The 18,705-nt window shown below is 62.4% G+C and carries 17 protein-coding genes; 8 read left to right on the top strand and 9 right to left on the bottom strand.

Going from position 1 to position 18,705, the window contains the following annotated elements; all coding sequences use genetic code 11:
• Positions 1–34: 34 nt before the first annotated feature.
• From C6558_RS03615 to C6558_RS03605, 3 genes are read right to left on the bottom strand one after another with little or no spacing between them, the layout of a single operon-like run.
• Positions 35–415 carry a DUF4870 domain-containing protein gene (locus tag C6558_RS03615; protein ID WP_025426044.1) on the bottom strand — a complete coding sequence of 127 codons (381 nt, stop codon included), beginning with the start codon at positions 413–415 and terminating at the stop codon, positions 35–37.
• A 33-nt stretch (positions 416–448) separates the two neighbouring features.
• Positions 449–1,660 carry a glycolate oxidase subunit GlcE gene (glcE, locus tag C6558_RS03610; protein WP_057211572.1) on the bottom strand — a complete coding sequence of 404 codons (1,212 nt, stop codon included), beginning with the start codon at positions 1,658–1,660 and terminating at the stop codon, positions 449–451.
• On the bottom strand, positions 1,657–3,096 hold the full coding sequence (locus C6558_RS03605) for an FAD-linked oxidase C-terminal domain-containing protein (protein ID WP_025426042.1): 1,440 nt from the start codon (positions 3,094–3,096) through the stop codon (positions 1,657–1,659). The genes glcE and C6558_RS03605 overlap by 4 nt, the downstream gene beginning before the upstream one ends.
• A 106-nt stretch (positions 3,097–3,202) precedes the next feature.
• Between C6558_RS03605 and C6558_RS03600 the strand changes: the two genes are divergently transcribed.
• Positions 3,203–4,099 (top strand): LysR family transcriptional regulator, encoded by an 897-nt coding sequence (locus C6558_RS03600; protein WP_025426041.1) that lies wholly within the window; start codon positions 3,203–3,205, stop codon positions 4,097–4,099.
• A 3-nt stretch (positions 4,100–4,102) separates the two neighbouring features.
• Here C6558_RS03600 and C6558_RS03595 read toward each other — a convergent pair whose 3' ends face one another.
• Positions 4,103–5,377 carry a DUF3422 family protein gene (locus tag C6558_RS03595; protein WP_025426040.1) on the bottom strand — a complete coding sequence of 425 codons (1,275 nt, stop codon included), beginning with the start codon at positions 5,375–5,377 and terminating at the stop codon, positions 4,103–4,105.
• A gap of 171 nt (positions 5,378–5,548) precedes the next feature.
• Here C6558_RS03595 and C6558_RS03590 point away from each other — a divergent pair, with 171 nt between their 5' ends.
• The 6 genes from C6558_RS03590 (at position 5,549) to C6558_RS03565 (ending at position 12,064) form a co-directional block, all read left to right on the top strand.
• On the top strand, positions 5,549–6,337 hold the full coding sequence (locus C6558_RS03590; protein ID WP_245449111.1) for a FadR/GntR family transcriptional regulator: 789 nt from the start codon (positions 5,549–5,551) through the stop codon (positions 6,335–6,337).
• Between the two features lie 205 nt (positions 6,338–6,542).
• Entirely contained in the window at positions 6,543–7,049 is a 507-nt protein-coding gene (locus C6558_RS03585; RefSeq protein ID WP_025426038.1) for an NUDIX hydrolase, read from the top strand.
• A 114-nt stretch (positions 7,050–7,163) separates the two neighbouring features.
• On the top strand, positions 7,164–8,669 hold the full coding sequence (locus tag C6558_RS03580) for an inorganic phosphate transporter (protein WP_025426037.1): 1,506 nt from the start codon (positions 7,164–7,166) through the stop codon (positions 8,667–8,669).
• An 11-nt stretch (positions 8,670–8,680) separates the two neighbouring features.
• On the top strand, positions 8,681–9,418 hold the full coding sequence (locus C6558_RS03575; RefSeq protein WP_025426036.1) for a 16S rRNA (uracil(1498)-N(3))-methyltransferase: 738 nt from the start codon (positions 8,681–8,683) through the stop codon (positions 9,416–9,418).
• A gap of 144 nt (positions 9,419–9,562) precedes the next feature.
• Positions 9,563–10,936: a glutamate--cysteine ligase gene (locus tag C6558_RS03570; RefSeq protein ID WP_025426035.1), complete on the top strand. Its 1,374-nt coding sequence runs from the start codon at positions 9,563–9,565 to the stop codon at positions 10,934–10,936.
• A gap of 300 nt (positions 10,937–11,236) precedes the next feature.
• Positions 11,237–12,064 (top strand): DUF937 domain-containing protein, encoded by an 828-nt coding sequence (locus C6558_RS03565; RefSeq protein ID WP_057211571.1) that lies wholly within the window; start codon positions 11,237–11,239, stop codon positions 12,062–12,064.
• Between the two features lie 353 nt (positions 12,065–12,417).
• Here the strand turns inward: C6558_RS03565 and C6558_RS03560 are convergent, their stop codons facing one another.
• On the bottom strand, positions 12,418–12,708 hold the full coding sequence (locus tag C6558_RS03560; protein ID WP_057211569.1) for a DUF1127 domain-containing protein: 291 nt from the start codon (positions 12,706–12,708) through the stop codon (positions 12,418–12,420).
• 208 nt (positions 12,709–12,916) lie between these two features.
• On the opposite strand from C6558_RS03560, the gene C6558_RS03555 reads away from it, so the two are divergent.
• Complete coding sequence (locus C6558_RS03555) at positions 12,917–13,867, top strand: LysR substrate-binding domain-containing protein (RefSeq protein WP_025426032.1); 951 nt, start codon at positions 12,917–12,919, stop codon at positions 13,865–13,867.
• A gap of 263 nt (positions 13,868–14,130) precedes the next feature.
• Here the strand turns inward: C6558_RS03555 and C6558_RS03550 are convergent, their stop codons facing one another.
• From C6558_RS03550 to guaB, 4 genes are all read right to left on the bottom strand, one after another.
• Positions 14,131–15,006, bottom strand: coding sequence for a dienelactone hydrolase family protein (locus tag C6558_RS03550; RefSeq protein WP_025426031.1), 876 nt, complete (start codon positions 15,004–15,006; stop codon positions 14,131–14,133).
• 242 nt (positions 15,007–15,248) lie between these two features.
• Positions 15,249–16,277 (bottom strand): alcohol dehydrogenase AdhP, encoded by a 1,029-nt coding sequence (gene adhP / locus C6558_RS03545; protein ID WP_025426030.1) that lies wholly within the window; start codon positions 16,275–16,277, stop codon positions 15,249–15,251.
• A gap of 304 nt (positions 16,278–16,581) precedes the next feature.
• On the bottom strand, positions 16,582–16,998 hold the full coding sequence (locus C6558_RS03540; RefSeq protein ID WP_025426029.1) for an MAPEG family protein: 417 nt from the start codon (positions 16,996–16,998) through the stop codon (positions 16,582–16,584).
• Between the two features lie 104 nt (positions 16,999–17,102).
• A complete protein-coding gene (gene guaB / locus C6558_RS03535; protein WP_025426028.1) occupies positions 17,103–18,605 on the bottom strand; it encodes an IMP dehydrogenase in 1,503 nt (500 codons plus the stop codon).
• Between the last annotated feature and the right edge of the window lie 100 nt (positions 18,606–18,705).

Below are 18,705 nucleotides of genomic sequence, written 5' to 3'. Positions count from 1 at the left end.
CGCAAAACCGCTACACACTTTTGCGCCACACGGTTTAGATCATCCAGCTTTCCGGATTGCTGATCGGCTCCTCGCGAGCGGCGCGTTGCAGGCCGACGACACAGCGCACGACGATCCAGACCGCGGTGGCGATAAACCCTAAAAACCCGATCAGCAACACCATCAGCAGCGCCGAGATGAGACCGAACAACAGCGCAATCCAGAAGGTGCGGATCGCCCAAGTATAGTGTGTCTGGACCCAGGGCGCACCCTTGCCGCGGTTGAGATAAGCAAGCACGACGCCGATGACAGACGTGATCCCCACGGCGAAAGCGACGAGATAGAGCACATAAATGACCTGGACGTTGACCTTCCCGGGCTCCAGCCAGCGATCGGTCTCTCTGGGAGGCGGAGCCTGCGGACCATTGTCACTCATCGATACCTCCCTCTCTCGTCATTTCCCCGTGCCTCAGGAGACGGCCTGCATCCGGCCCGGATTGAAGATCCGCTGTGGATCGAACTTTTCCCGGACGCGCTCGCTCAACAGCGCCACCGGCGCGGGTTGCGGCTCGAACGATGGAATGGTCGCGCGAAAGCCGTCAGCTGCGCGAACGAGGCTCGCATGGCCGCCGCCAAGCGCCTTGATATAGCGGCGCACCAGCGCCGCCTCCGGATCGGCCTCCATGCGCAGCCACACAAGTCCGCCCTGCCAGTCATAAAAGGCATCGACACCCGTTTGCAGGCGCAACGCGGCAACCAGTTGGTGGCCGGCCGAAGGCGCAACCGAGACACGCCAGAGCGGGCGATCCGTGCCATCTGCATAGGGCTTCACATCGCGGATCTCCAACCAGAGCGCCGCCGTCTGCTCCGCATCGAGCCGCGATACCGGACCGAACTTTTCGAGCGCCTTCGACAGTTTTTCCGCGCGGATCGAGACCGAGGCCTGCAAGCCTTCCAGCCGAAGAACGGTTGCTGCGCCATCGGGCAGGCCGCCGGCGATGAACCGGCCGCGGACGCTCTCGGCCAGATGCGCCGCACCTGATACCTCGACCGTTTGCGCCATGGCTTCTGCCATCACGGCCGCCGCCTCGGCATCGTTCAAGCCCGAGACCACGACGGTTTCGCAGGCTGGCGGCTTCGGCAGCACGCGGAATGTCACCTCGGTCAGAATTCCAAGCGTTCCGTGCGAGCCCGCCAAAAGTTTTACCAGATCGAGGCCGGTGACGTTCTTCATCACCCGGCCGCCAGCCTTGATCGCGTCGCCCCTGCCATTGACGAAACGGACGCCGAGCAGGCTGTCGCGAGCGGCACCGGCGATGAGGCGCCTCGGCCCCGAGACATTGGCCGCGAAAACCCCGCCGATCGTCGGTTCGCCGGTCGTTGCAAAGATCGGGCGGTGGTCCATCGGTTCGAATGACAGCATCTGCCGGTTTTCGGCAAGGGCCGCCTCGACCTCGGCAAGCGGCGTCCCGGCGAGCGCGCTGACGGTCATTTCCGCCGGGTTGTAGCTGACAATACCTGAGAGACGGCGGGTGGACAGCACCCGGTCGGCGCGCACGGGGTTGCCGAGGCCGGAGCGCGTGCCGCCGCCGATGACGGTAAGCGACGCCCTTTCCGCGGCCATCGCCCGAACCACGGTTGCGATCCCCTCTTCGCTCGCAGGCTCGAAATGCACGATCATGCGGCGGGGCGTCCTTCGAGCGGAAAGACCTTGGACGGGTTCAGGATCCATTGTGGATCGAAGGCGGCGCGCGCCGCCATCTGCTGGTCCAGATCGGTCTGGGTGAACTGATGCAGCATGAGATCGCGTTTCTCGATACCGACGCCATGTTCGCCGGTCAGGCATCCGCCGGCATCGACGCAAAGCTTCAGGATGTCGTTGCCGGCGCTTTCGGCGCGTGCCGCATCATCGGGGTCGTTGATGTTGTAGAGGATCAGCGGATGCATGTTGCCGTCGCCGGCGTGAAAGACATTGGCGACGCGCAGACCGTAGGAAGCGACGATCTCGCCGGTGCGGCGCAGAACGTGGGAAAGCTGGCTGAGCGGCACGGTGCCGTCCATGCAGATATAGTCGGCGATGCGTCCGGTTGCGCCGAACGCCGATTTGCGGCCCTTCCAGATCAGCGCCGCCTCGAGCGCCGATTGGCTTTCCTTGATTGTGGTAACGCCGTGGCGCCGGGCAACGTCGATGATGCTTGCGAGCATCGCGTCCATCTCGGCCTCCGAGCCCTCCACCTCGACGATCAGTAGCGCCTCCACATCCAGCGGATAGCCGGCATGGGCAAAGGCTTCGCAGATCTCGATTGCCGGCTTGTCCATGAATTCCATGGCGACGGGGATGATGCCGGAACCGATGACGTCGGCGACGCAGGCGCCGGCGGCTTCAGAGGAGGCAAAGCCGAACAGCACCGGGCGGGCGCCCTCGGGCTTGGCGATCAGCCGCACGGTTGCCTCGGTAACGATGCCGAGCTGCCCCTCCGAGCCGCAGACAAGGCCGAGCAGATCGTAGCCGGCCGCATCGAACGCCTTGCCGCCGAGATCAATGATCGTGCCGTCGAACAGCACCATCTTCACGCCCAGCAGATTGTTGGTGGTGACGCCGTATTTCAGGCAATGGGCGCCGCCGGAATTCATGCCGATATTGCCGCCGATGGTGCAGGCAAGCTGCGAACTCGGATCCGGCGCGTAGAAGAAGCCATCGGCGGAAACGGCTTCGGAAATATTGAGATTGGTCACACCGGCCTGGACCGTCGCGGTGCGGTTGAAGAAGTCGATATCGAGGATGCGCGACATCTTCGAGAGGCCGATTACCACAGCGTCTTCCTGGGGGATGGCGCCGCCGGACAAAGAGGTGCCGGCGCCACGCGGCACGACGGGAATGCCGTAGCGGCTGCAATATTTAAGCACCGCTGCCACCTGTTCGGTCGTCTCGGGCAGGGCGACGGCAAGCGGCATGCGGCGATAGGCGATGAAGGCATCGGTCTCGAACGGCTTTAAGCCGCGCTCGTCGCTGATGAGGCAGCCTGATGGCAGCAGGTCTGCCAGGTCAGCAGCGATCTCGCGGCGCCGGGCGATGACGGCCGGCCTTGGCTGCAGAAAGCCGATCGTTTCCGCCATCAAATCCTCCGCCCATATGTCAATTGGTTCATTTTCTTTACCACTAGGATAGCCCCCTCGCAAATGCTATCGAGCTTTTCCATTTCGGAAACAATGGCAACGATTGATGACGAATTTAGGCGATCTTGAGATTTTTGCACGCGTCGTTTCCTCCGGCAGTATGTCGGCAGCAGGGCGGGCGCTCGGATTTTCCCCCGCGGTCATCTCCAAACGGATCAAGCGGCTGGAAGACCGGCTGGGCACGCGCCTGTTGCAGCGCACCACCCGGCAGATCTCGCTAACCGAGGCGGGCCAGGGCTTCTACGACCGCGTGCTCGGCATCCTCACGGGCATCGAAGAGGCGGAAGCCTATGCCTCAGGACGCTCGTCGCAGGCGCAGGGCGTGCTTCGCATTTCGGCGCCGACCTCCTTTGGCCGCATGCATATCGCGCCGCATCTGACCGGCTTCATGAAGGACCATCTGGATCTCAAGCTGCACATCGTGCTCACCGACGACTTTACCGATATCGTCGCCGAGGGCTTCGACATGGCCGTGCGCATCGGTGAGCTGACCGATTCGAGCCTGGTAGCGCGCAAGCTCGCGCCGGTCCGCAGGCTGCTCTGCGCCTCGCCGGACTACATTGCCAGCAACGGCGCCCCGAACGAGATTGGCGACCTCGCCCGGCATTTCTGCCTGCCCGCCCACAACAACGACAACTGGAAGCTCGAAGGGCCGGAGGGATCGCTCGTCTGGCACCCCGAAGGGCCGCTGGTGACCAATTCCTCTGAAATCGTCCGGGCGGCGGTGATCGCCGGCGCCGGCATCGCGCTCCGCTCCACCTGGGATATCGGCCCGGAGCTGCGCAGCGGCCAGCTGGTGCAGGTGCTGCCGCAATGGGAGGGCTCGAAGAACCTGACGCTATCGGCCGTCTACCCGAGCCGCCAGTTCCTGCCGGCCAAGGTGCGCCTGTTCATCGATTATCTCGCCGGCCTCTACGGGCCTGTCCCCTATTGGGAACGATAGGCGCTATTTGTGCTCGCCGTCGCCGTGATGGTGGCGGATGCGGCGAACGATGAGCCAGACGCCGGCGACCGCGAAGGGCACGGCAAGTCCGGTCAACAGACCGGGATCGATCGGCAGCTCATGGCTGACCGCCTTGGCGAGATAGCCGAACAGACCGACGACGTAATAGGAGATCGCGGCAACCGACAGACCCTCGACAGTCTGCTGCAGCCGCAGCTGCAACTTCGCGCGCCGATCCATCGAGTTCAAAAGGGCGCTGTTCTGCCGCTCCAGTTCGACATCGACCCAACTGCGCAGGAGCGCGGTGGCGCGGGCGAGCTTGCGCGACAGGTTCGCCTGCCGCTCCTCCACCGACTGGCAGGTGCGCATTGCCGGCGCCAGCCGACGCTCGAGAAAGGTGCCGATCGTCTCGTAGCCGGGGACCGCCGTCTCGGCCAGGGTGCGGATGCGCTCCTGGACGATGCCGTAATAGGCGCGGCTGGCGCCGAAGCGATAGAGGCTGAGTGCAGCACCCGCCTCCAGATCGGCCGCAAGCCGGGTGATCTCCGCCAGCATGTCGTCCGCCTCTTCGCGGACGTTCTCCTTCATGCGCTGAGTGATCGCCGTCAGGCCGTCTTCGGTGCGGCGGATCTCCGGCGACAGTGATTGCGCCAACGGCAGGCCGACCATCGCCAGCGTCCGATAGGTTTCGATATCGAGCAGACGCTGGATCAACGCGCCGGTGCCGGCCTCGGTCATGCCGCGGTCGATCACCAGGATCTGCGTCAGACCGTCACCGTTCTGGCGAAAGTCAGTGACGAGGATCGCCTGGCCGTTCTTCGTCTCGCTGTAACAGAGGCTGGTCGGGTCGAAAGCCTTGATCGCCTCGCGGGTCTCCGGTGAGTCCGCGCGGATCTCGAGGCGGATGCCCGAAATGAGCGAGCCGGGCGGCGAAAAGCCGTCGCCGAATGGGTGGATCGCCACCTCGCCACCGAAATGCTCCGGCGCCGGGCCGTCCCAAAAATAGGTCGAAAATTCCGTATGCCGTTCCCAGCGCAGCGTGCCCTGCCCCCAGGCCATGGCATGATGGTTGGCATCGCGTCCAGGCGGCGCAATGCCACGCGAACGCGACAATTCCGACAGAACGGCGTGGTCGACGATCGAGCCGCCCTCGGTCATGAAGGCGAGCTGAAAGATCACGCGCGGCGTCGCCACCAGGGCGTAAGGCCGCGAATGGACCTCGCCCAGCGCCTGCGCTCGCATCGGCGCGACCGGAAATGCAAAACTTCCCTTTGCCATGAAGCGCTTTATCCCCCTCACGCGTTCATCATGACTCTCTTATCAACCGAATGAGCAAAAGCAAAAGGACGCATTGCCGCAGTTTGACTTTTGTCAGGGCGGCCAAAGTGGACAAGGAAATTGACCAGTTGGCTGCCGATGCCTAGATTGCGGCGCATGGGAGACCCAAGCGTGACCGAAGACCAGATCGACCTCTATGCCCGCATCAGCCACAGCCGCACGGCGGACGAGGTTGTCAAACAGATCGAGCTTCTCATCCTCGAAGGCATCCTGCGCGACGGCGACAGGCTGCCGGGCGAACGGGAACTGTCGAAGCGTTTCGACGTGTCGCGGCCGATCCTGCGCGAAGCGTTGAAGGAACTGGAGGCGCGCGGCCTCGTCGAGAGCCGCCACGGCGGCGGTACCTTCGTTGCCGATGTCGTCGGCGAAGTCTTCTCCAAGCCGCTGATCGAGCTGATCGGCCGCCACCACAAGGCGACGCAGGATTATCTCGAATATCGCCGCGAACTCGAAGGCTTGACCGCGGAACTGGCGGCAACGCGCGCAACGGATTTCGACCGCGATATCCTCACGCGCATTATCGAGCGAATGCGAACCGCCCACCGCAGTGGTGACTTCAACGACGAACTAGCCTCCGACGTCGAGTTGCATCAGGCGATCGGCGAAAGCGCCCACAACATCATCCTCATGCACACGCTGCGCGCCTGTTACCGGCTGCTGACGCAGGGGATCTTTTTTCACCGCAATTCGGTCTTCGACGCGCCAGGGGCGCGTGACCGGCTGCTCGCGCAACACGAGGCAATCTACGACGCGATCATGGCCGGAGACCCGAAAGCGGCCAAGGCCGCTGCCCAAAGCCATATCGATTTTGTTGCCGCCTCCACCCGCGAGGCCGAGCGCACCGGCGAGTGGGCGCGCATCGCGCGGCTGCGCCTCCAGCAGCGCGATCAGGCGAGCTGAAGCCGGGACCAACGCCCGGTTGCCGCCCCGCTGGCAAAACAGGCGCGAAAGCACCATATTCTGTCGCATCGGGACCACAGTTTGCAGCGAAGCTGACCGCATATCCGGCAGCCGACACGGTGCGACGTTTACACGCAACGCGACGCTGGCATACTGGCTGGAACGTCCAACGAACACTGATTCGCTAAGAGGAGAGCAAACGACCTTGAACTTCCTGAACCGGCTCGCATCCGATGTGCAGCTGATGCTGCGTCGACCGGCGCGCATGCAATATGCAGCGCTCTGTTTCCGTGTTCGCAAGAAGTCCAAGGCGCTCGAGATTCTGCTGATCACCAGCCGTGATACCGGCCGCTGGGTCATTCCCAAGGGATGGCCTATGCAAGGCAAGCGTGCCCACGAGGTGGCCGAGCGCGAGGCCTATGAAGAGGCAGGCGTCAAGGGCCGAGTGCAGAAGGCCCCGGCCGGCTTCTATCTCTACAAGAAGCGCATGGATCACGGCCTGAAGATCTCGGTCAAGGTCCAGGTGCATGCCCTCGAGGTAGACGATCTCTGCAAGCACTTCCCCGAGGAAGGTGTGCGCAAGCTGGAATGGGTCAGCTGCGAGGAGGCAGCCAGCCGTGTCGCAGAGCCGACACTGAAGGAGCTTATCCTCGCCTTCGGCCGCCGCGTGGCGGCACCGCCCTCGCCGGTCCCCAAGGCCGTCACCGGCTAGCCACCGCGGGCGATATCTTCGGCCATCTTTTGCACAGCTTTGCAGACATCATCAATTCCGCTTGAAAGCATTTCGCGGTGGCAGTAGTGGCCATGGTGAAAAGGGAGACCGCCATTGCCAAAGTCGCGCACGCGCCTTGAAAAGCAGACGCTCGACAAGGATCTGGACAAGTTCAGCCTTGCCGAGGAGGCATCGCAGCAGGTGATGCGTGGTCTGGCAGCCCCGGGCCTCGCTCTCCTGTTCCTGCTGCTCAGCATGGCATTTGCCGCAAGCTTCGTGACGAACTCGGCGACCGCGCCGATCATCATCGCCGCAGCCGCGATCGCCGGCTACATGGCGATGAACATCGGCGCCAACGACGTCACCAACAACGTCGGCGCGGCCGTTGGCGCCAAGGCGATGTCGATGGTAACGGCGCTGACAATCGCCGCCGTCTTCGAAATCGCTGGCGCGATGCTCGCCGGCCGTCAGGTGACACTGACGGTCGAGGCGGGCATCATTTACGGAGAAGACATTCTCGGGGCCCAGACGATCGTCTGGGTGATGATGGCGGCGCTCGCCTCGTCGGCCGTCTGGATCAATATCGCCACCTATTCCGGCGCGCCGGTTTCAACGACCCATTCGATCATTGGCGGCATCGTCGGAGCGGGCATTGCGGCTGCAGGCGTCTCCAGCGTGCAATGGTGGGAACTTGCCGGCATCACCGCCAGTTGGTCGATTTCACCTGTTCTCGGCGGCGTCATCGCCGCTGCCTTCCTTGCGCTTCTCAAGGAATTCATCATCTACCGCGAGGACAAGATCGCATCGGCCAGGCGCTGGATGCCCGTGCTTCTCGGGGTGACGGCAGGTTGTTTTACCGCCTATCTCGCGGTGATCGCCCTGGTGCAGGTTGCCTCGATCTCGCTGGTGACGGGCCTCGGCCTCGGCCTGATCGTCGGCATCGTCGTCTATTTCCTGAGCAAACCGTGGATTCGCCGTCAGTCGGAGGGTCTCGACAACCGCAATCAGTCGCTACGCAAGCTGTTTCGTGCGCCGCTGATCCTGGCGGCTGCGCTGCTTTCCTTCGCACACGGCGCCAATGACGTTTCCAACGCCATCGGTCCGCTGTCGGCGATCGTGTCCGCGCTCGACGGTGTCATCACCACGGAGAGATCGCCAACACCGCTTTGGGAACTTGCGATCGGCGCCATCGGCATATCGCTCGGCCTGCTGCTCTATGGCCCACGGCTGATCCGCGTCGTCGGCCAGGAAATCACCCGCCTCAATCCGATGCGCGCCTTCTGCGTTGCGCTGGCAACCGCGGTAACCGTGCTGCTCGCCTCCGCCCTCGGCCTGCCGATCAGCTCGACCCACACGGCGGTCGGCGCCGTCTTCGGCGTCGGCTTCTTCCGCGAATGGTATACTCGGCACTCGCAGCGTCGCCTGGAATATGTGCGCCAGAAGACCGGGCAGGCAGACTTCATGGGATCGACCGAGACCAACTTTGCCGAGGTCCGCCGCCGCCGACTGGTGCGCCGCTCGCATTTTCTGACGATCGTTGCCGCCTGGGTCATCACCGTTCCGGCCTCGGCCCTGCTTTCGGCCGTCGTCTACTTCATCCTTTCCAGCCTGTTCATCTAGAGGTAATCGACATGCGCGCCAATTTTCGCATGCAGCGACTGTTCGTGGAACATGCACTCCATGCCGGTGCAACCCAGGAGACGACCAAGGAACAGTTCAACTATTTGATCAACGTGCTCCGCTACGAGGAAGGCGGGTCCGTCCTCGTGTTCAACGGCCGCGACGGCGAATGGCGAGCCGAGCTTTCGCTCCCGACCAAGAAGCGCCTGATCCTGACTGCCGTCGAGCAGACACGTCCGCAGCCGGCACCTTGCGATCTCGTCTATCTCTTTGCACCGCTAAAGGTCGGCCGCCTCGACTACCTCGTGCAGAAGGCCGTCGAGATGGGCGCCGGGGTGCTCCAGCCGGTGATGACGCAACATGTTCAGGGCAAGATCGGCAACCTCGACCGGGTGCGCGCCAATGTCGTCGAGGCCGCGGAACAATGTGGCGTGCTCGGCATACCCAGTGTCGAAGAGCCCCGCCGGCTTGAGGACCTGCTGCAAAGTTGGCCCGCGGATCGGCGCATCATCTTCTGCGACGAAGGCAGCAACAGCCAGAATCCGCTACCGATCCTGAACGGCATTAAGGAAAAGAAGCTGGCACTGCTGATCGGGCCCGAAGGCGGTTTTTCCGACAGCGAGCGAAGCCTGCTGCGCAGCCTCGATTTCGTCACCGCCATTCCTCTTGGCCCCCGCATTCTCAGGGCCGATACCGCAGCGGTTGCGGCCATGGCGGTCATACAGGCAACGGTCGGTGATTGGCACTAACCGGTCGTTCGCACGCAAGCGCGGCGCATACTTTTTTTGAACAGATCTTGAAAGAAATTGACTTGCACCGCACCTGAATACGGTTCAAGCAGCCCCATCCACTTCCGCTGACCGGCGGAACCGCTCAAGCAAAAGAAGACGCTCATGGCCCGAGATACCACCGACCAGACGCCGGTAACCTCTGTCGCTGACCTGACCGCTTATCTGGCGGAGGGCTCGAAACCGGAGGAGCGGTTCCGGATCGGAACGGAGCACGAAAAGTTTGCCTTCTTTAAGGCGGACAACAGCCCCGTGCCCTATTACGGCGACGCCAGCATCCAGGCGCTGCTCAACGGTATGGCTGCAAAGAGCGGCTGGGATCCGATCGTTGACGAGGGCAATATCATCGGTCTTGCCGAGCATTCCGGCAACGGGGCGATCTCGCTGGAGCCGGGCGGTCAGTTCGAGCTCTCCGGTGCGCCACTCGAAAACCTCCACCAGACTTGCAAGGAATCGAACCAGCACCTCGCCGTCCTGCGCGAAGTGGCCGAGCCACTCGGCATTCGCTTCCTCGGCATCGGTGGCAGCCCGAAATGGACGTTTGACGAAACGCCGCGCATGCCGAAATCGCGCTATGGCATCATGAGCCGCTACATGCCCAAGGTCGGCACCAAGGGTCTCGACATGATGTATCGCACCTGCACGATCCAAGTGAACCTCGACTTCTCCTCGGAAGAGGACATGCGCCGCAAGATGCAGGTGTCCTTGAAGCTGCAGCCGCTGGCGACCGCTCTGTTTGCAAGCTCCCCCTTCACCGATGGCAAGCCGAACGGGCTCCTGTCCTGGCGCGGCGATATCTGGCGCGACACAGACAACCAGCGCTCCGGCCTTCTGCCTTCCGCTTTCAAGCCGGACTTCGGCTTTGCGGACTATGTCGAATGGGCGCTCGACGTGCCTATGTATTTTGTCGTTCGCGACGACCACTATCACGACTGTACCCATGTCACCTTCCGTCAGTTCATGGGCGGAGCGCTCAAGGGCGAGATCGCCGACTGGCAGCCGAACATGGGCGACTGGACCAATCATCTCTCGACCCTCTTCCCCGACGTGCGCCTCAAGCGCTTCCTGGAGATGCGGGGCGCCGACGGCGGCCCCTGGCGTCGGATCTGCGCTCTGCCTGCCTTCTGGGTCGGCCTGCTTTACGACGGCGAGGCGCTCTCTGCCGCCGAAGCACTCACGCGCGACTGGACCTTCGAGGAGGTCGGCTCACTGCGTGACACAGTGCCCGCCCAGGCGCTCAACACAAAATTCCGCGCCGGCAGCCTCTACGACATCGCCCGCGAAGTCGTTTCGATCTCGCGCGGCGGCCTGAAGCGACGCAACCGGCTGAACGGCGACGGCATCGACGAAAGCCAGTTCCTCGCACCGCTCGACGAAGTGCTTGCCAAGAAGGCAACGCTCGCCGAGGATCTGCTGTCGCTCTACAACGGCCGCTGGAATGGCTCCGTCGATCCGGTCTTTGCCGAGTACCAGTACTGAGCCGGTAAGCCTGCCATTACAGCGCCGCGCGTCAGGCATGACGCGCCCAAGGACGCTGTAACCGCTTAAACTTGCTGCATAATTTCGTCCTTAAATCGAGCCGGATTTAAGGAATTATGCAGTAAAAAGCGGTTTCCAGCCTCCAATTTCCCGGTATAGTGCAACGATATGCGTCGCTTGCAGCGCCGCGCATCAGACATGACGCGCAAAGGACGCTGCCACGCTTTACACTTGCTGCATCATTTTCCCCTTAAATCGTTCCGATCTAAGGAATCAGGCAGCAGCCGAAGGGAACCGGGGATGGCACCGCTTTTTGACATGTTCACGCAGGCGCAGAACGGACAGGCCACGGAGCTGATGGCTCGACAATTCGGGCTTGCGCAGGAGCAGATGGCGAAAGCTACCGCAGCGCTGCTCCCGGCCTTTTCCGCCGCCTTCAAGCGCAACACCACAAACCCCTACGATTTCGGCGCGCTGCTGACGGCGATGTCCAGCGGCAGCTATGCCAAATACTTCGAGGACGTGAGCCAGGCATTCACGCCGCAAGGCATGGCCGACGGCAACGGCATCCTCGGCCAGCTCTTCGGCTCCAAGGAAATGTCGCGCGCGATCGCGGCCCAGGCAGCCCAGGTCACCGGCATCAGCCAGGAGATCTACAAGCAGATGCTGCCGGCCATGGCCGATACGTTGATGGGCGGGCTGTTCAAGCAGGCGACGGGCCAGTTTGCAGGCGCGAACGTCGCCTTTGCCAACAATCCGATGGCAACGATGATGCAGCAGTGGATGCAGGCGGCCGGCCTTGCCAGGAAGCCGGAGCCGCAGGCCAACCCCTTCGACAATCCGTTTACGCAGGCGATGCAGGACTTCTTCGGTGCCGGCAAGAAAGAAGAGAAGGCCAAGGCGCCCGACCTCTTCGCCGATAATCCCTTCATGAAGGCGTTCCAGGACATGATGCAGACCGGCGCCGGCACGACAGCCAAGCCGGCTGCTGACAATCCTGCCGTCGCCCAGTTTTCGCAGATGATGAACAGCATGTTCGACAGCGGGCTGGAAATGCAGAAGGAATATCAGAAGAACATCGAGGCGCTGTTCGACAGCTACAAGACCGGCACCGGCGACAAGGCCTGAGCTGGATTAGAGCATTTCCAGAAAAAGTGCGAAGTGGTTTTCCGCCTGGAAATGCGTAAAAACAAAGAGATAGAGCGTTTCTGCGACTCCGTCTAAACCGGAAACGCTCGACGACGCTACCCTCACCAATCCGGCACCTGCTGGAAAAGAAAAAGGCCCGGTACATGTCTTGGTTCATGTACCGGGCCAAGCGGCAGGGTCTATTGGCTCTACCCTGCGGGGAACGTTTGGGCGCGCGATAGAGGCAGCAGCACCGAAACTTCGAAATTCGTAGCATGACCCGCGTTGGCGGCAGCTTGCGCGGATCATGCTCGACTGGCGCATCTCAAGCGGCGGGATGCGCCATAGGGAAATCAATCGTGACGAATCCCCTTGTAGAAGAGGCTCACGCGGTTTCGCGACGCACGCGTCAGATAGCTGGCGGGATTGTCGAAGAAGGGCGAGGTGATCGCCTCGTGCACATCTTCGCGCCGTAGCCCCATATCGAGCAGTTGGCGGTCATCCAGCTCATTCAGACGCGCAATCTGGCATCGGCTTCGAAACAGGCGCCATGCAGCCGTCATCACGCCGATAACGCCAGCGGCGCGGGAGGCATAGGCCTGCTTTCCGGCAACGAGGTCGAGGACGTGGTCGGTCGTGCGCATGACGGTACTCCTTTTTTCAGGCACGAAGGGACCCGTCCCCTGCGCGAGGTCAAACGCAGGGGTGGGCCAGGGAAGTTGGGATTAGCCGGCACCTGTGCCGGCCGGGATCAATGAAATTTGCCCCTGATAGATCGCAAATCCTTATTGATCAGTCCAACGAATGTTTTTAATGATATTCATCAAACAATCTTATGGGTGTATCACGGCCATGTCCGCACCGCTTGACATTGATCAGCTGCAAACCTTTGTCGCGATCGCCGACACGGGCAGCTTCACCAAGGCCGCCGACCGGGTTTTCAAGACACAGTCGGCCGTATCCATGCAGATGCGGCGCCTGGAAGAGCGCATCGGCAAGCCGTTGTTCATGAAGGACGGGCGCGGCAACCGCCTGACCGTCGAGGGTGACCGGCTGCTCAACTTCGCCCGCCGGATGATCCGTCTCAACAACGAGGCGATGGCCTCCTTCGACGACAATCGCCTCGAGGGCACGCTGCGCATCGGCACGCCTGATGACTATGCCGACCGCTACATGCCGGAGATCATCGTGCGGTTTGCCAAGACGCATCCGAACGTCGAGCTCTACATCATCTGCGAACCTTCGGTGGATCTTGCGGAGAAGATGGCCAAGGGCGATCTCGACATCGCACTGGTTACGCACAATCCACGTGCCCGAGCCTCGGACGTGGTGCGCACAGAGCCGCTCTGTTGGGTAAGTTCGATCAACCATCCGCTGCCGGAAAATGCGCCAATCCCGCTTGCGGTCGGCCGACGCGACTGCCAGTGGCGGCAGGCGGCCTGCGCCGCGCTCGATGCGACCGGCAAGGAATACCAGATCCTGTTTACCAGTTGGTCCTCGACCGTGGTCGCGGCCGCCGTGCTTGCCGGCATGGCGGTTTCGGTCCTGCCGGAATCGGCGCTGCGTCCGGGCATGAAGGTGCTGACGCTTGCGGACGGCTTCCCGGCGCTGGCTCCAGTGCAGATCGGCATCATGAAGCGGCCGGGTCTGTCGCCATCGCTATCGAATGCGATCACCAACCACATCACCGCCTGCCTGGACAACATCACGCCGATCACCGTCAACGACGACATCGACGGCGATATCAAGGGTTTTCCGCGCTATCCGCGGCTGCGGCAAAGCCACATGCTGCCGGGCTGGTAAGCATTTTTCGACACTTAGCAAAAAGGCCGCGCTTCCCGTGGGAGGCGCGGCCTTTTTTATGCGAAACGAGACGGGAGGGAAGAGGCGGACCCAGTGCCCGCCTCTTCTCCCCGCTTACAAGGTAGCGCTGCTGATCGCGCCGCCTTCATAGGCGTGAGCGGCTAGATCATTTCACTGTTTCATCGAAACAGTGAAATGATCTAACTCGTTGAAATAACGCAATTCCGGACGGGAAACCGTTTCACACTCTTCCTGGAATTGCTCTAGCCGAGCTTCGCCTTCAGAAATTCGACAGTGCGGCTCCAGGCAAGATCGGCTGCGGCCTTGTCGTAGCGGGCGGCCGACGTGTCGTTGTTGAAGGCGTGGTTGACGCCGTCATAGACATAGATCGTCGCGTCCTTGCCATTGTCGGTCAGCGCCTTGCGATAGGCTTCGATACCCGCATTAATGCGTTCGTCGAGGCCGGCATAATGCAGCAACAGCGCCGCCTTGATCTTCGGCACGTTCTCGGCCTTGGGCTGCGCGCCATAATAGGCGACACCCGCCTTGAGATCGGGCGCATTGACCGCAAGCCGATTGACCAGTCCACCGCCCCAGCAAAAGCCGATGGCGCCGACCTTGCCGGTCGACTGCGCGTGCTCTTCGAGGAATGCGACGGTTGCCACAGCATCCGCATTGGTTTCGGCGGCATCGAGCGCGCCGATCATCTCGCGTGCCTTGTCCTCATCCGCCGGCGTGCCGCCCGATGGCGACAGAAAATCCGGGGCGAGCGCGATGAAGCCCTCGAGCGCCATGCGGCGGGCGACATCGCGAATATGTGGATTGAGCCCGCGGTTCTCGTGGATGACGATGACGGCCGGCAGCTTTCCGGTCATGTTTGCCGGGCGGACCAGATAGCCCTTCATGTCGCCGTCGGCGCCGGGATAGGAAATGTCCTCGCCGATGATGCGATTGTCGGTATCTGCGATCATTTCGGCCTTGGCGCTGCTAGCAGCAAGCAAGGGGGCAATTGATGCTGCGGCCGCGGCAGAGCCGGCAAGCGCGGTCAGCGTTTCCATGAAACGGCGGCGATCAAGACTGAGATGGGTGTACTCGTCGTAAGCGTCGATCATTGCCTGCGTGATGACGGGTTTGTTCATGACGGCCTCCTTCGGTTTCTTCTCCTCAACAGCGCCGCGCGTTAGATATGGTGCGCCAAGGGCGCTGTAAGGCTTTAAACTCGCTGCATGATTTCTCCCACAAATCGGTTCCGATTTAAGGAATTATGCAGTGGCGGCAGCGCGAAAGATTACCGCCCGCGACAGAATAGGTCAGCGGGCGGCATCGAACATACAAACTTGCGTTACCGCTTGGCGGAAAGGCACACTTCGCAGCAGGCGGATCAGCCGGCGAGATCAAGCACAATGCGGCCATCGATCTTGCCCTCTTCCATGCGCTGGAAGATGGCGTTGATGTTCTCGATCTTGTCCCAGGTGAAGTGGGAGGCGACCTTGCCCTCGCCCGCAAACTCCAGTGACTCCTCGAGGTCCTGGCGGGTGCCGACGATAGAGCCGCGGATGGTGATGCGCTTCAGGACCGTATCGAAGATCGGCACGCACATCTGGCCAGGCGGCAGACCGACCAACGCCATCGTTCCCTTGGAGCGCAGCATGTTGAAGGCCTGCTCCATCGCCTTGGGTGCCACGGCCGTCACCAGCGCGCCGTGCACGCCGCCGGTCGCCTTCTGCACCTGCTCGACCGCATCCTTGTCGCGCGCATCGACGACGAGATCGGCGCCCAGCTTTCCCGCCAGCGCCAGCTTGTCGGGGAAGATATCGACGGCTGCGACATGCATGCCCATGGCCTTGGCGTATTGAACCGCCATGTGACCGAGACCGCCGATGCCGGAGATCAGCGCCCATTCGCCGGGGCGCACTTCCGTTTCCTTGAGACCCTTGTAAACCGTGACGCCGGCGCAAAGGACGGGCGCCGCCGGGCCGAACTCGAGCTTATCAGGCAGCCGGCCGACAAAGTCCGGATCGGCCAGGCCATACTCCGCGAACGTGCCGTTGACCGAATAGCCGGTGTTCTGCTGGCTGCCGCAGAGCGTCTCCCATCCGGTCCGGCATGGCGTGCAACCACCGCAGGCGGTGTGCAGCCACGGCACGCCGACGCGGTCGCCTTCCTTCAGCCGCTTGACGCCGGAGCCGAGCTTGGCGACATAACCGACGCCCTCGTGGCCGGGGATGAATGGTGGATTGGGTTTTACCGGCCAGTCACCGTTCACCGCATGCAGGTCGGTATGGCAGACGCCGGTCGCCTGAAACTTGATCAGCACCTGGCCGGGACCGGGCACTGGTATCGGCATTTCCTCGATCACGAGCGGCTTGCGGAATTCGCGCACCACGGCGGCTTTCATCGTTGCGGTCATATCGATCTCCGATGCTGTCTTGTTCGACGTCGGCGCAAAGGCCTTTGCCGGGCACGCGAGGCGCCAGCGACAAAGCTACGCTAACGACAGCCAGACTATCCGCAAAGTCGTGACGGGTACTTGATACGCATCAAGGCGCGAAGTTCATGTCGGAAAGTGTCGCAGATTTGCGTCAGTCGTGCCGGAGCGGCACCCGACCCAAAGCGCCGCGCGTCTTACCAGACGCGCAGAGGTCGCTGTAGCGTTTTGAATTGCTGCCTGTTTTGTCCTGAAACCGGCTGCGATTTAAGGAAACACGCAGCCATCAGTTCATCGCCATCCAGACGGAAAGCCAGATCCACATCCCACCGAGTGCAGCCACGCCGACCATGAACAGCGGTCGGCGGTAGCGGATGCGGTTGCTGGTGACATGGACGAAGGCATGCAGATAGCGCGAAGCAATGAACACCCAGGCGAGCGCCAGCGAGACGATATTGTCAGCCTCGGTGATGTAGAGAAGCACGCAGCAGACGTGGAAAAGCACCGGCAGTTCGAACTGGTTGGCGATGCTGTTGCGGACGACCAGGCTCTCGCCCGGCTCGTCGCGGTTCTCGCGAAACTGCGAAACCGAAACCTTGCCGGCCCGCACGAGACCGACGCGGCGGATCGACAGCAGGGCATAGAGGACGAAAACGAGCAGCACATGCGCCACCATCGGCCGGAAGATCTCGAAGCCCGTCACCGCTCTTACTCCACTCGACACAACCAAACAGGAAAACGGGGGCGCCGGATGGCACCCCCCATCAGGAAAAACGGGGGCGCCGGCCGGCGCCCCCGGGAGGACTCTTAGTGCGAGCCCGGATAGTTCGGGCTTTCGCGGGTGATGGTGACATCATGCGCATGGCTTTCCCGAAGGCCGGCGCCGGAGATGCGCACGAAGGTGGCGCGCTCCTGATAGTCCTTGATCGTCGCGCCGCCGACATAACCCATCGACGCCTTGAGGCCGCCGGCGAGCTGATGCAGAACGCCGGACACAGGGCCCTTGTAGGGAACCTGGCCTTCGATGCCTTCCGGTACGAGCTTCAGCGTGTCGCGCACTTCGGCCTGGAAATAGCGGTCGGCCGAGCCCCGCGCCATCGCGCCAACGGAACCCATGCCACGATAGGCCTTGAACGAGCGGCCCTGGTAGAGGAACACTTCACCTGGGCTTTCGTCGGTACCGGCAAGCAGCGAACCGACCATGACGGCGGAAGCGCCGGCGGCGATCGCCTTGGCCAGGTCGCCCGAGAACTTGATACCGCCGTCGGCGATGACGGGAATGTCCGCGGCCTGAGCGGCTTCGACAGCAGCCATGATCGCGGCCAGCTGCGGAACGCCGACGCCGGCCACGATACGCGTGGTGCAGATCGAGCCCGGACCGATACCCACCTTGACCGCATCGGCACCGGCGTCGATCAACGCCTTGGTGCCATCAGCGGTGGCGACGTTGCCGGCCATGATGCGAACCGAGTTCGACAGCGTCTTGACGCGGGTGACCGCATCGAGAACGCGCTGCGAATGGCCGTGCGCGGTATCGACAACAATAAGGTCGACGCCGGCGTCGATCAGACGTTCGGCGCGCTCGAAGCCATCATCGCCGACGGAGATGGCGGCGGCGGCGCGAAGACGGCCCTGCGCATCCTTGGAGGCGTTGGGGTTCAACTGCGACTTCTCGATGTCCTTGACGGTGATGAGGCCGACGCAACGGCCGTCGCCGTCGACGACCAGAAGCTTTTCGATGCGGTGCATGTGCAGCAGGCGCTTGGCCTCCTGCTGGTCGACGCTTTCCTTGACGGTGATGAGGTTTTCACGCGTCATCAACTCGTAGATCTTCTGGTTCGGATCGGAGGCGAAACGCACGTCGCGATTGGTGAGGATACCGACGAGACGGCCCTGCTTCTGGCCACCGTTGCCGCCGTTTTCAACGACCGGGATACCGGAAATGCCATGGATCTTCATCAGGCCGAGGGCGTCCGCCAGGGTGCCATCGGGACCGATCGTCACCGGATTGACGACCATGCCGCTTTCGAACTTCTTGACCTGGCGGACCTCTTCGGCCTGCTCGACCGGCGTCAGGTTGCGGTGGATGACGCCGATGCCGCCGGCCTGTGCCATGGCGATCGCCAGGCGTCCTTCGGTCACGGTATCCATGGCCGAGGAAAGGATCGGGAGGTTGAGGTCGATATCCTGCGCGATGCGGGTAGAGATGTTCGTCTGTCCCGGCATGACTTCGGAATGCCCGGGCTGGAGCAGAACGTCGTCGAAGGTCAGAGCCTCCAGACCGGTTGCCGTTTCGATGATACGCGCCATGGCCAATTCCCTTCAATAAACGAAAATCCCCGGGAAACGGGCTGCGATTTGCCCACCGGGTGACTTCAAAGCTTTTCTTGGAAGTTGGCGAGGGCTCGTA

It is taken from the genome of Ensifer sp. NM-2, from assembly GCF_003024455.1.
Classification (GTDB): domain Bacteria; phylum Pseudomonadota; class Alphaproteobacteria; order Rhizobiales; family Rhizobiaceae; genus Ensifer; species Ensifer canadensis.
Note: the sequence above shows the minus strand (reverse complement) of the source record. Positions and strands in the feature narration are given on the sequence as shown.

What these genes read in the sequence shown, in the direction of transcription:
- C6558_RS03615 (WP_025426044.1), bottom strand. Translation starts at nt 415, where the DNA reads ATGAGTGACAATGGTCCGCAGGCTCCGCCTCCCAGAGAGACCGATCGC.
- glcE (WP_057211572.1), bottom strand. Translation starts at nt 1,660, where the DNA reads ATGATCGTGCATTTCGAGCCTGCGAGCGAAGAGGGGATCGCAACCGTG.
- C6558_RS03605 (WP_025426042.1), bottom strand. Translation starts at nt 3,096, where the DNA reads ATGGCGGAAACGATCGGCTTTCTGCAGCCAAGGCCGGCCGTCATCGCC.
- C6558_RS03600 (WP_025426041.1), top strand. Translation starts at nt 3,203, where the DNA reads ATGACGAATTTAGGCGATCTTGAGATTTTTGCACGCGTCGTTTCCTCC.
- C6558_RS03595 (WP_025426040.1), bottom strand. Translation starts at nt 5,377, where the DNA reads ATGGCAAAGGGAAGTTTTGCATTTCCGGTCGCGCCGATGCGAGCGCAG.
- C6558_RS03575 (WP_025426036.1), top strand. Translation starts at nt 8,681, where the DNA reads ATGCGCGCCAATTTTCGCATGCAGCGACTGTTCGTGGAACATGCACTC.
- C6558_RS03570 (WP_025426035.1), top strand. Translation starts at nt 9,563, where the DNA reads ATGGCCCGAGATACCACCGACCAGACGCCGGTAACCTCTGTCGCTGAC.
- C6558_RS03565 (WP_057211571.1), top strand. Translation starts at nt 11,237, where the DNA reads ATGGCACCGCTTTTTGACATGTTCACGCAGGCGCAGAACGGACAGGCC.
- C6558_RS03560 (WP_057211569.1), bottom strand. Translation starts at nt 12,708, where the DNA reads ATGCGCACGACCGACCACGTCCTCGACCTCGTTGCCGGAAAGCAGGCC.
- C6558_RS03555 (WP_025426032.1), top strand. Translation starts at nt 12,917, where the DNA reads ATGTCCGCACCGCTTGACATTGATCAGCTGCAAACCTTTGTCGCGATC.
- C6558_RS03550 (WP_025426031.1), bottom strand. Translation starts at nt 15,006, where the DNA reads ATGAACAAACCCGTCATCACGCAGGCAATGATCGACGCTTACGACGAG.
- adhP (WP_025426030.1), bottom strand. Translation starts at nt 16,277, where the DNA reads ATGACCGCAACGATGAAAGCCGCCGTGGTGCGCGAATTCCGCAAGCCG.
- guaB (WP_025426028.1), bottom strand. Translation starts at nt 18,605, where the DNA reads ATGGCGCGTATCATCGAAACGGCAACCGGTCTGGAGGCTCTGACCTTC.